This window comes from Tardiphaga sp. 619_E2_N8_4, from assembly GCF_051810905.1.
In the GTDB taxonomy this organism is placed as follows: Bacteria; Pseudomonadota; Alphaproteobacteria; order Rhizobiales; family Xanthobacteraceae; genus Tardiphaga; species Tardiphaga robiniae.
The window spans coordinates 4,991,404-5,005,555 of the sequence record NZ_JBPWQJ010000001.1 but is presented as its reverse complement, the minus strand read 5'-3'; the positions used below and the strand labels follow the sequence as shown (position 1 = coordinate 5,005,555).

Here is a 14,152-nt window from a genome sequence, read left to right as displayed (position 1 = left end):
CGATGGATAACCCGGTGTCCCCAATGGCTCGGCTTTAGCGCTCTTTGAGCCTCGTTTCCCCGGCATCGATATAGCGCACTTCTCTTTTGAAGTAATTGAGAATTGTGGCTGAAGTTTCTTAATGCGTTGCAACAAACAGGACAAGGTAAAAGCTTTACCGTTTAGGGATAGATCGGCGTCGGCTGTCCCAAACCTGTTGTCTCCGGTGGAAGAAAACTCTCCCAAAACTTACCACCAGGCCGATGTACAAGGGATGAACGCAAAATGCCGTTTGGCGGTGCACGCAATATGACGCTATCGTGGCACCCATGACGAGACTCGCGAGTGGTCCGTCGAGGAGTTCGAAGACTATGAAATTGCTGCTGATTGCCGGGATCGGGGTCATTCTGGCGGGCCTTGCCGCGATCGGCTTCGGCATTCCGGTCAAGGAATTCGGCTTCGGCAATACCCTGATCCTGACCGGAACGGTCGGCGCCTGCACCGGCCTGATCATGGTCAGCATGGCGCTCGCCGTCGGCGAGCTGAAGAAGTTTGGACCACAGGGCGAGATCGATGAACTGGTTCCGTCGCCCCGGCTGCCGCGCCGGGAACTGAAACTGCCGCCGGTTCCGAGGGAGGACGCAGAGGAGGCGGATGACGCGCCGGCGCCGGCCCCGCTGTTCAGCCGTGACCAGCCGGCCGCGCGACCTGCCGTTCCGGAGCCAGGTGTTCCCCCATGGCAGGACGAAGTGCTGCGCGACCGTGAGCGGCTTGCGTCCGCGGCCGCCGAGGCACCGGTGCCTGAGGAGCCGAAGCGTCGCAATCTGCTGTTCCAGTCGTCGCGCCGGGAGCGGGAGAGGGCCGAGGCAGCTGCCGCATTCGAGGCGGCCATGCCAACGCCGGAGGCGCCCGCCGAGCAGCCGAAGAGTTTCGAGGATGCCTGGCCGCAGCCGGATCGGTCGCGCTCCGACGCGATCCGCCGCGCCGCCCGTACCTCGTCCTCGCCAAGCGACAAGCTGCCCGATGCCGCGCTGATTCCGGATCGCTACGTTCCGCCGACGCCGGCTGAAGAGCCGTCGCAAGCACCGGACGTCACCGTGCTGAAATCGGGGGTCGTCGATGGCATGGCCTATTCGCTGTATTCCGACGGCTCCATCGAGGCGCAGATGCCCGAAGGCATGATGCGCTTCGCCTCGATCGACGAGTTGCGCGAACATCTCGACAACAGGGGCTGACGCTCAGCCCATTGCCGTTGGCGGTCACTTTCAGCTGATCTCGACTAATCTTGCGCGCAGAATGAAATCGGCGCGCTATACGTTGTTATTGCCCTCGTGGCTGTAATGCCCGCATGATTGTCAAGTAAAGTGCGGCTCCAATCCTTGAAAGACGACGGATCATGAACGACATCGCCGGCAAGAGCTTCATCGATCTCACGGCGACGATCGTGTCGGCCTATGTCGGTCACAATCCAACACCGGCGTCAGAACTGCCGGCGCTGATCGGTCAGGTTCACGCTGCCCTGGTGCGGGTGTCGAACGGCCGGCCGGAGGTCGCAGCGGAGCCGGCCAAACCGGCGGTGTCCGTCAAGAAATCGATGACCGCCGAATATCTGGTCTGTCTCGAGGACGGAAAACGCTTCAAGTCGTTGAAGCGCCATCTGCGCACGCAGTACGCGATGACGCCGGAACAGTATCGCGAGAAGTGGGGCCTGCCGGCCGACTATCCGATGGTCGCGCCGAACTATGCGGTGGCGCGTTCGCAGCTCGCCAAGAAAATGGGGCTGGGTCAGCAGCGCCGCCGGCGCAAGTGACCTGAACAGGTGACCTGAGCAAGCGATCTGGGCGAGCGATCCCGCAAGTAATCCGCACAAGTAAAGCTAAGCAATAAAGTCAGGTTCCATCCGCAGGAACCAATATAGAACAAATCGGAGACGAAGAAAGTTCTACGTCGGGATGCGGGATACATCTCCCGCCACGCGCAATTGGTGTGTGACACCACAGGCAGGCGATACGTGAACTTGGCGGGTATGACGGGAGACTTTCAAGCGGACGTTGAGGCCATCCCGCGCATCGATGCCGTGCCGCGAATTCTGGACGTGATCTGTCGGACGACAGGGGTGGGCTTTGCCCGCAGGTCGTGGCCGAAGACTGCGATGAACTCTTCGCGCGCGCCGGCCGCGGATCAATCGCGGTCGCCGCCGGAAACCCGCTTTCTCAACGCCGCAGCTTCGAGCGATCGTGCGAAGGCACTCGTTCCTTTGAATAAAAGCCGATAAAGGAATAAAGTCTAAAATTCTGCTTGTCGGGCCGTTCGGGATGTGAGCTTATTGTCCTAAATGGAGTCGCCCGATGAAGACATCCCGCAGCACCGCCAAGCATCCCGACCGCGTCGACCACCATCGCGCGCAGCATCTATCGCTGGAAACGCGGCAGATCCTCACCGATGACGGCGTCGCCAGCGTCCTCGTCAATGACAGTGAAAGCCCGCTCGGCTGGCTGGCCCGGCGCAAGGGCCGCGATGGTCGCAGCATGATCAGCCCGCATCAGTTCATCGCCGGCGAGAAACTGCGTGCCGATTTCACGCGCGGCAACATGGCGCCGCGCATGACGGCGAACTGGGCCGCGCCAACCGGCGGTCGCCCACGCGGGGCCAGCAGTAGTCCCGGCGAGATGACGGACGTCATGGTGACGTCGCGCCAGCGCGTCAGTCAGGCGCTGGAGGCCTGCGGGCCCGAATTTTCAGGGGTTCTGATGGATGTGTGCTGCTTTCTGCGCGGCCTCGAAGACATCGAGCGCGAACGCAACTGGCCGGCGCGTTCCGCCAAGGTCGTGTTGCAACTCGCGCTGGATCGCCTCGCGCGGCACTACGGCTTCGCCAGTGAGGTCAGGGGGCAGCCATCGAAAGTGCGAACCTGGCTCGCAGACGATGCGGCGTTCGAGAGCTAGGAACGCTGAGTCGATCGTAGGCAGCCGGGTGCGGATGGATGCGAGCCTGACGACGGGGAGGTGGGTGGCCGCGCTCACAGGCCCGCGACGTCAAGCAGCTTTCGTTGACGCATGCGCGTTTTGCCGCCATATACGGCGCATGAACAAGCTTCGATCAGCTGCATTGACCACCACGGCGACCGCTCACGGCGGATCGCCTTCTGGTCGCGCGCGCTAGAGACAAGCGTACTTCACCCAGAAAAGGCCCCGCCGGCGACGGACGGGGCCTTTTCTGTTTTTGATGATCCCCGTCCGCGCTTTTTCCCCTCGTAAGGAACACAGCCATGGACGATCTCGACCACAGAAATCTCGGCGTACAACTCAAACTCTGGCACCTGCAGGACGATGCGCCGGGCATGGTGTTCTGGCATCCGCGCGGCTACGCGATCTACCGGGTGCTGGAGGACTATCTCCGGCGCAAGATGCGCAGAGCCGGCTATGCCGAGGTCCAAACGCCACAGCTGCTGCCAAGGGAGTTCTGGAGCCGCAGCGGCCACTGGGACAAATTCCGCGAGCACATGTTCCGGGTCGATGACGGCGAATTGGCGATGGCACTGAAGCCGATGTCATGCCCCTGCCACGTGCAGATCTTCAACAAGGGTCTGCGCTCGTGGCGAGAGCTTCCAATCCGCTATGCCGAGTTTGGCGCTTGCCACCGCAACGAGCCGTCCGGTTCGCTCCACGGCATTATGCGAACGCGCGCCTTCGAGCAGGACGATGCGCATGTGTTCTGCCGCGAGCAGGACGTGGAGGACGAAGTCGCGCGCTTCATCGCTTTGCTGGGCGAGGTGTATCGCGATCTTGGCTTCCTCGACTACGAGGTGGCGCTGTCGACGCGTCCGGCGATGCGCGCTGGCGACGACGCGGCTTGGGACTGGTCGGAGGCGACGCTCGGCGATGCCGCGCGGCAATGGGGCCTCGCGCCTCAAATCAATCCTGGCGAAGGCGCGTTCTACGGACCGAAGCTGGAATTCGCGTTGCGCGACCGGCTGGGACGATCCTGGCAGTGCGGCACGGTGCAGCTCGACAGCGTTCTCCCGCAGCGGCTCGACGCGTCCTACATCGCCGCCGACGGCAGCCGCGCGAGGCCCCTGATGATCCACCATGCCATCTTCGGATCGCTTGGCCGCATGATCGCGATCCTGCTCGAGCACCACGGCGGCGTGCTTCCTTTCTGGTTGTCGCCGGATCAGGTCGCCGTTGCGCCGATTTCGAAAGACCAGGCCGGATATGGCGCTGACGTTGTGGCGGCGTTCGAGGATGCGGGGATTAGGGCCGTTGCCTATGACGGCGCCGATACGCTTTCACGGCGCATCGTGGCGGCGCATGACATGGCGGTGCCGGTGATGGCTATCGTCGGTGGGCGCGAGATGAGGGACGGCCGTGTGAGCCTCCGCGAGCGAGACGGCTCACAGGCCGACGTTCCTTTGGCCGAGGCAGTGTCCCGCCTGCAGGAGAGGGCTCGGTCGGGCGCCCTTGGGGCCGAAGCCCGGTAAAGGTGCCTCAGCTGCGCTCCGATCAGTGAAAGCCTGGTGGGCACTAGCGCAGTGCCCGCAACAGCTCGAGCCTATGGGTTCACGCCCTGGTTCGCATCTGCCAAGGTCTCGGTGGCGTCCCGGCGGATGCGCTCGACCATGGCGCGCAGGCCGTTGGAGCGCTGCGGCGTGAGGTGTTCCTTGAAGCCGAGTTCGTCGAACACCTTGATGGCGTCGGTGGCCAGAATGTCCTCGGCCTTGCGGCCCGAATACAGCGTCAGCAGGATCGCGATCAGCCCGCGAACGATATGCGCGTCGCTGTCGCCGAGATAGCTGAGCACCGGCGTGCCGTGGTCGCGAGCGACCTGGCGCGACAGCCAGACCTGGCTCGCGCAGCCGTTGACCTTATTGGCGGAGGAATGTTCCTCATCCGGCATCGGCGTGAGGCTGCGCCCGAGTTCGATGACGTACCGGTAGCGGTCGTCCCAGTCCTCGAGTAGCTCGAAATTATCGCGGATATCGTCAATCGTGGTCATCGGGGCCTGCAAGCAATGTCAGGCCCTATATAGGGACGAACAGCGCCGAAAGCGACCGCCGTTTGCGGTATTTATCCGCCGCAATCAGCCGTTTAGGGAGCAGCGGTTGGTGGCTGCCATTCGGCGGCGAGGTCGTCCTGGGTGAGCGTGTCGGGCCGGGCCATGGCGACCGCGCCCTGATCTTCGCCTTCGCCACCGATGGAGCCGGTGGTATCCGGCTTCTTCTCGGTGATGATCTGGTAGATTTTCTTCGCGCCGTCCTTGGCACGTTCGCCGATCACGGTGGCCGCGTGGCCGCCGACTTCGCAGGTGGCCGGCTGGCGCTTGCAGAATTGCGCCATGTCGGACATCGCCGCACTCGCAGCCGATACCGCATCGGAAGCGCCGATCTGCGGCAGCTTGTCCGATTCCGGCGTCTTGTCCCTCGGCAGCAGCACGAGCACGAGCCCGAGCCAGAATGCCATGCGAAGCAGGAAGAACATCGCGAACCCCGTTAGTCTCTTCGAACCGTTGCGATTTGTCGCAATTGGGATCGAAGTTAGCAGCAGTCGATAAATTGCAAGTATTTGCGATGCGGTTAAATCGACGAAAATTCGCTTCATTCGGTTTGGCGTAAATTTTCCATTGATGAGCCGTTCGTGCGTTTTCCGACACGATGTTGGGGATGCACACTTTCGAAACCATATGGACGCGGCGATGGAAACTACTCGTTCACCATCGTTGCCGAATGGAAATGCGAAAACTCCTCTTAAATCAGCACTTACGCGTTAGGCATGGCGAACACGGGATGCGCTTTAGCGTTCGCTTAATGTCGCTCTGACACGTTGGCGCAACGATAAAAGGAGGCGTTTCGGCGCGTCTGAATTGACGATCAAGCCGAAGCGAGACCAGTGACAGTATCGACCATCATCCGCGACTGCCTTGATGCCATGCTGCACCCTTCAGTGCGCTACGATGCGCTGACGAGCGCGCGTCACCGCGCATTCATGGCGCCGCGTCTGCTTGGCAGCCTTGCGGCCTTTGCGGCTTTTCCTGTCTATCTCGCGCTACGCGGCGCGCCGAACGCGATCGAGGTCGCGGCTTTCGCCTGGCTGATGGCGCCGATCCTCTGCTCATATTTTCTGTCGCGCACCGGTCGCTATGAAAGCGCTCAGGTGCTGTCGTCCGTCGCACTCGCCGGCCTCGTGATGATGATGGCGATCTCCACCGGTGGCATCAATTCGTTTGCGGCGATCTGGCTTGTGGTGGTGCCGATCGAGGCGGCACTCTCGGCTTCGCGCCGTATCGTCGCCTTTGCATCGGCGCTGGCGCTGTCCTGCGTAAGCATTCTCATCGTGCTGACCAGCCTCGATTGGTTGCCCGTATCCGAAGCCGGTGTCGCCGGCCATGGCGTCTTCATGGCCTTCGGTATCGCGTCCGCCACCATTTATGCAGCCGGTTTGGCCTTCGGCGCGGAGTCGCTGGCGCGCACCAGCGTCTCGCTGCTCTATGTCGAGGAAGACCGCTATCGCTTGCTGGCGCGCAATATGAGCGACGTGATCTCGCGTCATCGTCACAATGGCGCCGTGCAGTTCATTTCGCCGGCGGCTGAAGCACTGATCGGCGCGCCCGTGCAGCGATTGCTCGGCCATGGCCTGTTCGATCGCGTCCATGTCGCGGATCGCCCCGCCTATCTCACGGCTCTGTCCGACGCCGCGCGCGGCGGCGAAGCCCGCAGCGTCGAATTCCGCCTGCGCCGCGATGTTGTGCGCGGCAATGATCGCATGCGTCCGTCTGGCGCCGAATTCATCTGGGTCGAGATGCGTTGCCGGCCGCTGGAGCAGGGCGCTGATATCTCGTCGCCCAATGCCGATGCGGAAGTCGTCGCGGTGCTGCGCGATGTCACCGACCGCAAGCTGCAGGAAGAGGCATTGGCGCAGGCCCGCATCGAAGCCGAGCGCGCCGATGCGTCGAAGACGCGCTTCCTCGCCACCATGAGCCACGAACTGCGCACGCCGCTGAATGCCATTATTGGCTTCTCGGATATGCTGGTACAGGAAGAGCTGATGATGCTCGATGCGACCAAGCGCAAGGAATATGCCCAGCTGATCAACGATTCCGGCCAGCACCTGCTGTCGGTGGTCAATGGCATCCTCGATATGTCGAAGCTGGAATCCGGCAACTTCGAGATTTCGCCGGAGCCGTTCGCCCCACGTCCCGCGCTGATCAATTGCTGCAATCTGCTGGCGCTGAAGGCGCGCGAGAACGGCATCGATCTCATCACCGATGCGCCGAAGGATCTGCCTGAGGTCAACGGCGATCCGCGCGCATTCCGCCAGATACTGCTCAACCTCGTGTCCAATGCCATCAAGTTCACCGAGCGCGGCGGCAGCGTCACCGTGGCAGCGGGCGTCGAAGGATCGCGCTTGATGCTGCGCGTCAGCGATACCGGCGTCGGGATTGCATCGGACGATCTCGCCCGCATCGGCGATCCGTTCTTCCAGGCCGGCAAGACCTATCAGCGGCGCCATGAGGGCACCGGCCTCGGCCTGTCCATTGTGAAGAGCCTCGTTGGCATGCATGGTGGCGAGATGCAGGTGCAGAGCCGGATCGACGAAGGCACCACCATCACCATCGCGCTGCCGCTGGAGTTTACGCCGCAGGCTGAACACGTCAGTAATATCGCGATCTTGAATCCCGCGGCGCGCACCGCGCCGTCCGACCAAGCCCATCAGGTGAAGAAGAGTGCCTAAAGCCAGTTCCAAAGCGACCAAGTCCAAACGCGGCCGCGCCGTCGCCATCGTCGACGAGCCCGCGGAGCGCGGTATCGTCCTGCGCGTGCTGCTGCACAGCCCGAAGGACATGGTCGCCGGGTTGATCGCATTCGCTGCGGTCAGCGCCATCATCGCCAATGCCATTTTCCTGCAGAAGGGCCATCATCCGTCGCCGATGTTCGGTTCGAGCACCGTCGTTGCATTTCCGGCACCGGCGCAGGTCGCCAATCCGCTGCCCAAGCCGCGTCCGCTGGATGCTGCTTCGCCGGACACCAAGCTCGATTCCCGCATGCTGGATTCCAAGCCGGTCAACAGCGCCAATGAGCCGAAGCCGTCACTCGCCGCCAAACCCGTCGAGCAGCGCGCGGCCGATCCGGTCGGCAATCTCCTGAAGGCGCCGGCACCACCGGCCTCACCGGCGACCACGGGCGCCGTGGCGCGCCCGCCGGCGGCGATCCCGAATGCGACCCGCACCGATCCGCTCGGTGATCTCATCACCAATACGCGCCGCGTCGCCGCTGTTCAGCGTGCGCTGACGGAATACGGCTATGGTCAGCTCAAGCCGACCGGCAATGTCGGCTCGGACACCGCGGCTGCGATCCAGCGCTTCGAGCGTGAGCGCAAGCTGCCGGTCACCGGGCAGGTGTCCGATCGCATGGTGCGCGAACTCGCCACCGTCACCGGGCGCGCGATCGACTAGCGCCAGCCCTGCGGCTGGCTTATCGTCGATTCCATGAGATTGAAGTCAGCAATATGGGTGGCCGCATATCTGCGCCGCTGCCAGACCGAAGGCGTGTTCGGCGCCGTGCGCCGTCGTGGTGCGGAGGAGGCGGGCGCCGTGTTCGTAAAGGTCGCGCTGCTGGATGGCACCGCGATGCTCTACACGCCGGCGCCGCAAACCGCCTATGACGAGAGCCGCCCTGTCGATCGCGTCTTCGCAGCCTCACCGCCGCAGCCGGTCGAGGAACGCAAGATCGAAGAGCGCCTGCAGAAGGAAATCTCGTTCGATCCCGACGTCTGGATCGTCGAGACCGAGGACAAGGCTGGACGGCATTTCCTTGAACTGGCGAAGGGCTAGCGCCCCGACGAATTTCTGATGCGCGTGATATCCTCGCCCGGCTGCACGCCCGGCCGTGCCTGTGGCGCGCTCGGCCGCGCGCGCTGGCGTTCGTCGTCATAGAGCGCGGGGCGGAACTTGGCGCGCGTCGCGGCCATATGCGCGCCGCGCCAGGCGGCCACCATGATCAGCGCCGAGCGTTCGCTCAGCACGTCATACATGCGCGCGATCCGGTAGACGTTCGTCACCGAGGTGCCGAATTCCGGATTGAGGAACAGCAGGACACGCTGGAAGATGTCGCTCCGCATGCCGAGCGCCTTGGCGCAGCAGGCAAGCGGCTCGCCGCCGGGGTCGCTCACGACCTGTTCGGCAATGGCGGCAGGCAGCATCAGGGCTTCGCTCAGCTCGCGTGCGAAGTTGTCGCGGTCTTCGGCGAAGGCGGCCATTTCGAGGATATGCATGGCGCGGGCGGCGCGCGCTTGCGGGATCCGGGCGGAGGATCGCAGCGGCGTTTCAGCGAGGTTATGCAGGATCTGCGCACGCTCGCTGCTCGATGCGGCAAAGAATAGCGTACTGATTTCGGACGCGTCCCTGGGCGCCATGGCCATATTGGCGGCGACACGCATCTGCGCTTCGCTCGGCTGCTTCACGGTCGGTGCGGGAGATTCTGCGGCGGAAATGGGCTGCGCGAGTGGCACCGATTGGCCGGGTTCGGTCGGGCGCAGATTGAGCCGGTTGAGGATCGCGCGCGGGGTGTTCGGATAGATCGACAGCCGCGCGCGCACCGCAGCGCGGGTGGCGTCGTCGACCTGATCGATCAGGCGCGCGGTGAGTTCGACGAACTGCTTCTCTTCGTCGATCGTATGGTTCGGTGCCTGGACATAAAGATCCGTCAGAACGCGCAGCAAGGTCGGTCGCACGTCTACACCTTCGCGACGTGAGAGCGTCAGCAATCCGTCAAAGCCCGGAAACATCGGAGGTGAGGCAGGCATGGCATACGCTTACTAAGGGAACCTTGCCTCAAATTATCGCGGACGCATTAATATGTGTTTAACCATGGGCCGTTGGCCGAGGCAGATCTGATTCCGACGAGTCGCTTCAAGCCTGAGCGTTGTAGTACCGCGGCATCTCGCGCGGCTTGATGGCCCGTTCGGCCCGGCGGCCCATGAAATACACGCCTGACGCCGCGTCGGCGCGGGCACGCGAGCGGCCGAGGCGATCGAAGTAGCGCAGCCAGAAGAATGGCAGGGTGAAGAGGCGCGAGAATTTGTCCCCGGCGCCCAGCGTGCGTGAAAAATACCGGATCGACCAGAGCAGGCCGATACCAGCGCCGCTGACGGCGCCGGCGTCGATCTCGGTGAATTTCTTGAACAGCCAGCGATGTCCGCTCTGGGTGAAGCGCGAGAAGTCGTAGGCGCGTTCGTGCACCTGCTGCATGAAGGGCGTCTCGGCATAGACAATGCCGTTCTGGCGCAGCACCCGATGGATTTCGGCCGCGACCGTGGCCGGCTCCAGAACGTGTTCGAGCACAGCCTGAATCCAGACGCCGTCAAAGGTCGCGTCCTCGAATGGCAGTCTGTGCGCGTCGGCGACCAGCGCGGTGTTGTCGGTGGAGAACACGTCGGTTCCGACAACTTCGACATCCGGATCATCATAGAGGCAGTCCGCACCGGAGCCGACGGTGCCACCGCCGACAACGAGCACGACAGGTCTCGCGGTTTCCTGCTTGAGAAGGTCGAGGAATTTCTCGCAGTTCTTGGCCGCGACAGGATTTTCACCAAACGTGAAGCGATGCAGGCGCGTACCGATCGATTGGCCGGCGACATCCCGCGGCATCACCGAGCCATTGTCGCGATGATACAGGCGGCGGTCGAACACGCTGGACTCGAAGTCAATGAGCACCGGCTGGCCATCGACCACGGGAAAGCCGGCGCTGCTGTAGTCGCAACTGTAGTTCACGCAGGACGGCTTGGTGTGAATGTCGGAGATCGATGAACCGCAGCGCGGGCAGCGCATGCGGAACTTCCAGTCTTCGGAAGAAGGGGTGGCGCGCTCAATCAAGGTTCCAGCAGTCTCGCTCACGATCAAATACGCCCCTTACTCAATTCAATGCTGCGACGCCTAATCATGTTCCCCAAGGCGGCCACCATATGGCGGTCTGGCGGCGTTAAGGCGTCATTAACCATGAATGTCCTTAATGACCGTGCGTCGGCAAAATGGGCGAAGCGGCGCGGAGAGACCTGGATAATGAGCACCATCATCAAGTTCCCGGCGGATGCGGCAGCGCGACGGCTGGGCGTGAATGTGGCGCCATCTCCCCGCGAAACCTCCGCAGAGATCCTGATCCTGCCGGTGATCCGAATCGAGCGTCAGATCGACGACAGCAATGGTGGCAGCGGCCCGGAAGAGGGCACTGCGCCGGGACGCCGCCGCAAGCGCCGCGCCCGTTCCTGACCCCGGACCTGTTCTGATGTCGGCGATATCCCATCCGAACCGGATACGGCTTCGGCGCAAGACGTCGTTTCTTGCGCCGTGTTTCGTACTTGCGAGCTTGATCGGCAGCACGCTCGGCGGCTGCGCTGGCGGCGATTTCGGCCGTACCCGCAACAATGCGGTGACCGACGACATGCATCGCTGGATCGGTGTCGAGGCGACCGGCAGCGTCGGCCTGAAGTCGTCGGAATTCCAGCTCACCGATCTCGAACGCCAGATGCGCGATCTCGCTTATCCGCTGATCGAGCCGCCACATTCGCGCCCTCTCTGGAAGAGTGTGTTCGGCGACTACAAGCCGATCGCATCGCCATGGCGGCAGAACATCACCTACGATCGCACAGCCTATGGCCGACTCCTGATCGACGAGCCGCATCGCTCGCATACGTCGCGCTACAGCGTGCTGATGGACGACGCGCGCGACGACATCCTGCGCTTCGAAGCCTTCTATGCGACGGCCGCAAAGGTCGTTGAGCTCGATCGCAAACGCAATGCCAGCCTGAAGCTGGTGTCGGCGCTGGAGCCGAAGGAGCGCGCCGACGCCATCGCGCGCATGGATGAGAACGCGCTGATCGTGCAGTGGGTCGAGCAATGCCTGCAGCGCCGGGTATCGTCCTATAAGTGGGCGCTGGAACGCATGGTGATCCACGCCCCCGATGGCATGGCATCCGGCGCCGATATGCTGATCGGCGAATTGGCAGCGCAGACCACGGCCATGGCCGGCAGCCTCACGCCGGTGCGCCCCGGCAAGGTGCTCCAGGTCGGCGGATAGCTGTACGTGTAGGGCTGGAAGAAGGGTGGATTACGCTTCGCTGATCCGCGCTACGGCATCGGACTTTTCCACTGGCTTCACCTGATCGTCCGGCACGGTCTGGCGGCCAAGAATCTGCCGCGCGCCCTTGCGCGAAAACGGCTGCACGATCTGTCCCAGAAAATCCGGTGCAACCTTGCCGCTGATGCCGAGCCGATCGGGCGACGCCTTGGCGGGATTGAGATAGGTGCCGAACACATGGTCCCACACCATGATGTTCTCGCAATAATTGCTGTTGCCTTCCTTGAGCATCTTTGAATGATGCCAGCGATGCAGTTTTGGCGTCGCAAAGATCGGATCGAACAGCGCCGTGCGCGTCTCCACATTGCAATGGGTGAGCAGGCCGGTGATGGCCGTCACCGCGCCAACCCAGAGGAAGACCGGCAGGGGCGCATCGAGCAGGTAGAGCGGCGCCTGGCTGAGCGCCATCTTGATCAGCGAGTCGATCACGTGGAAACGTCCGGTATTCACCACCCAGAGCCGGACCACGCTGTGATGAAGCGCATGGAAGCGCCAGAAGAACAGGTTTTCATGCGCGATCCGGTGCGACCAGTAGAGGCCGAATTCGGCAATCACCAGCGCGAGCACGATCTGCGCGATCAGCGGCCACTGTGTCGGCCACAGATGCGAGGCATGATCGTTCGCGCGCGTCAGGGTCGCCATCGCCATTGGAGCGATCGCGGTGGCCGCGACAGCCAGTTGCGCCGTGCCCTTGGTCAGCAGCGTATGCCCGATGTCGTTCAGTGTTTCGCCATCATGCCGCAGCCATTCGGCGCGATGCGGCATCAGCCGTTCGAGGGCGATGATGGCGAGAAACAGCGCGGCATAGACGATATTGAACCAGAACAGCGGCGCATTGCTGGCGAAGGCCATGCCGGCACCGAGCAGCGCCCCGAAATACAGCAGCGGCCACCAGATCAGGGACAGGAAATAGCTGACGGCCGTATCGGACGGCTCTTGGTCGTGTTGCATGGAGGCCCCGCATTCGCGCCGATTCGTGGGTCGGCGATGGATGCGGAGCTTCGCTGCGGGAGATTGCAGGCAGATTACGCCAGAGGGCTCCCTGGACGTTTTCTATGCGGAAAAACGTCACGGCCGAGGTCGTCTTACAGCTGATAATTCACGCCGATGCGGACGATATTGCCTGTGACGTTCGAATTAACGCCCATGATCGGTTTTCCTGGCCAAGCCGCGAAGGTGGCCTTGCTCAAGCTCGTATCGCTGATCGTTCCGAGATCGAAATGCAGATATTCAACCTTCGCGGTCCAGTTCGATGCGATCTTCGATTCCACGCCGCCGCCGATCGCCCAGCCGATCCGTGTCTCCGATGCAGAACCTGCGGAGCAGAGAGCGTTCCGCGCACATGGAAATGTCGGCTCCGGCACAAGAGTGGACGAGACTTTCACGTGGCCGTAGGCAAGACCGCCGGTAGCGAAGAACAATGTCTCCGGTGTCACCAGATAGCCCAATCGTGCACGCGCGGTACCAAACCAGCTCAGCTCGGTTTTATGGCTGGTCAGGGTTTCCGGATTGGCACCAATCTCCGGGGCGTAATAGGTGACGCTCGCGCCCATTTTCGAATAGGACAAGTCTGTTTCCAGACCTGTTACCCAGCGGTCGATCTGCCAGTTGTAACCGATTTCAGCGCCACCGATGAATCCATCGAAGCGGGAATTAAGCGACCGGGGCATCGTGCCCTGCGACAGGAAAAATGGCGTGATGATCGTGTCGATGGCCGTAATGGTGGACGCACTTTCGGTCCAGCTATAGCCCAAGGTGGCGCCGATATATGCGCCTGTCCATGTCACGATTTGTGGGGACACTGCCGCCTTGTAGTGCGGTTGAGCGAGATTGTCCGCGGCTAGCGCGGGCGTTGACACAAGCAGAACGCAGCCGATCACAAGGGCCAACTTAGCGGTTTCCGACATCGAGCTCTCCAGTACTTCGAGACATGACTTCCAGACGTGCGGGCCCGCCGGACAAGCAGGCCGCTCATTCGCGCCCCCGAAAAGTCGAGGGTCGCCATCGCCACTGCTAAGCGTTGCAGGATTCCGTGTCGTCACCCCG

The 14,152-nt window shown here is 62.6% G+C and carries 15 protein-coding genes; 9 read left to right on the top strand and 6 right to left on the bottom strand.

The features are described 5' to 3' along the window. Positions 1-350 precede the first annotated feature (350 nt). The 4 genes from AB8A23_RS24100 (at position 351) to thrS (ending at position 4,459) form a co-directional block, all read left to right on the top strand. The gene (locus AB8A23_RS24100) at positions 351-1,214 is read left to right on the top strand and encodes a DUF308 domain-containing protein (RefSeq protein WP_439057963.1); all 864 of its coding nucleotides are present in this window, start codon (positions 351-353) and stop codon (positions 1,212-1,214) included. Positions 1,215-1,375: 161 nt separating this feature from the next. Continuing rightward, positions 1,376-1,789: a MucR family transcriptional regulator gene (locus AB8A23_RS24095; protein ID WP_089267012.1), complete on the top strand. Its 414-nt coding sequence runs from the start codon at positions 1,376-1,378 to the stop codon at positions 1,787-1,789. 538 nt (positions 1,790-2,327) lie between these two features. Next, positions 2,328-2,924 (top strand): DUF6456 domain-containing protein, encoded by a 597-nt coding sequence (locus AB8A23_RS24090; protein ID WP_439057965.1) that lies wholly within the window; start codon positions 2,328-2,330, stop codon positions 2,922-2,924. A gap of 323 nt (positions 2,925-3,247) precedes the next feature. Further along, positions 3,248-4,459, top strand: a complete 1,212-nt coding sequence (thrS, locus tag AB8A23_RS24085) for a threonine--tRNA ligase (RefSeq protein ID WP_439057967.1) — start codon at positions 3,248-3,250, stop codon at positions 4,457-4,459. A gap of 71 nt (positions 4,460-4,530) precedes the next feature. Here thrS and AB8A23_RS24080 read toward each other — a convergent pair whose 3' ends face one another. Then, positions 4,531-4,974 (bottom strand): SufE family protein, encoded by a 444-nt coding sequence (locus AB8A23_RS24080; RefSeq protein WP_439057969.1) that lies wholly within the window; start codon positions 4,972-4,974, stop codon positions 4,531-4,533. 92 nt (positions 4,975-5,066) lie between these two features. Then, a complete protein-coding gene (locus AB8A23_RS24075; protein ID WP_175367487.1) occupies positions 5,067-5,456 on the bottom strand; it encodes a DUF5330 domain-containing protein in 390 nt (129 codons plus the stop codon). Positions 5,457-5,864: 408 nt separating this feature from the next. On the opposite strand from AB8A23_RS24075, the gene AB8A23_RS24070 reads away from it, so the two are divergent. The 3 genes from AB8A23_RS24070 to AB8A23_RS24060 are packed head-to-tail and all read left to right on the top strand — an operon-like array spanning position 5,865 to position 8,805. After that, a complete protein-coding gene (locus AB8A23_RS24070; RefSeq protein WP_439057971.1) occupies positions 5,865-7,706 on the top strand; it encodes a PAS domain-containing sensor histidine kinase in 1,842 nt (613 codons plus the stop codon). Continuing rightward, positions 7,699-8,427, top strand: coding sequence for a peptidoglycan-binding domain-containing protein (locus AB8A23_RS24065; protein ID WP_231077362.1), 729 nt, complete (start codon positions 7,699-7,701; stop codon positions 8,425-8,427). The genes AB8A23_RS24070 and AB8A23_RS24065 overlap by 8 nt, the downstream gene beginning before the upstream one ends. A 33-nt stretch (positions 8,428-8,460) precedes the next feature. Continuing rightward, positions 8,461-8,805, top strand: a complete 345-nt coding sequence (locus tag AB8A23_RS24060; protein WP_309944772.1) for a DUF1491 family protein — start codon at positions 8,461-8,463, stop codon at positions 8,803-8,805. Here the strand turns inward: AB8A23_RS24060 and AB8A23_RS24055 are convergent. Both AB8A23_RS24055 and AB8A23_RS24050 read right to left on the bottom strand, forming a co-directional pair. Beyond that, positions 8,802-9,776: a DUF2336 domain-containing protein gene (locus AB8A23_RS24055; protein ID WP_439057974.1), complete on the bottom strand. Its 975-nt coding sequence runs from the start codon at positions 9,774-9,776 to the stop codon at positions 8,802-8,804. The genes AB8A23_RS24060 and AB8A23_RS24055 overlap by 4 nt on opposite strands. Before the next feature lie 106 nt (positions 9,777-9,882). Continuing rightward, the gene (locus tag AB8A23_RS24050) at positions 9,883-10,866 is read right to left on the bottom strand and encodes a class I SAM-dependent methyltransferase (protein ID WP_439057976.1); all 984 of its coding nucleotides are present in this window, start codon (positions 10,864-10,866) and stop codon (positions 9,883-9,885) included. Between the two features lie 165 nt (positions 10,867-11,031). Here AB8A23_RS24050 and AB8A23_RS24045 point away from each other — a divergent pair, with 165 nt between their 5' ends. Then, positions 11,032-11,238, top strand: a complete 207-nt coding sequence (locus AB8A23_RS24045) for a hypothetical protein (RefSeq protein ID WP_068730489.1) — start codon at positions 11,032-11,034, stop codon at positions 11,236-11,238. Between the two features lie 16 nt (positions 11,239-11,254). Further along, on the top strand, positions 11,255-12,046 hold the full coding sequence (locus AB8A23_RS24040; protein WP_439057978.1) for a hypothetical protein: 792 nt from the start codon (positions 11,255-11,257) through the stop codon (positions 12,044-12,046). A 30-nt stretch (positions 12,047-12,076) separates the two neighbouring features. Here AB8A23_RS24040 and AB8A23_RS24035 read toward each other — a convergent pair whose 3' ends face one another. Together AB8A23_RS24035 and AB8A23_RS24030 are read right to left on the bottom strand one after the other, a co-directional pair. After that, positions 12,077-13,057: a sterol desaturase family protein gene (locus tag AB8A23_RS24035; RefSeq protein ID WP_439057980.1), complete on the bottom strand. Its 981-nt coding sequence runs from the start codon at positions 13,055-13,057 to the stop codon at positions 12,077-12,079. 134 nt (positions 13,058-13,191) lie between these two features. Continuing rightward, a complete protein-coding gene (locus AB8A23_RS24030) occupies positions 13,192-14,148 on the bottom strand; it encodes an outer membrane protein (protein ID WP_439061175.1) in 957 nt (318 codons plus the stop codon). Between the last annotated feature and the right edge of the window lie 4 nt (positions 14,149-14,152).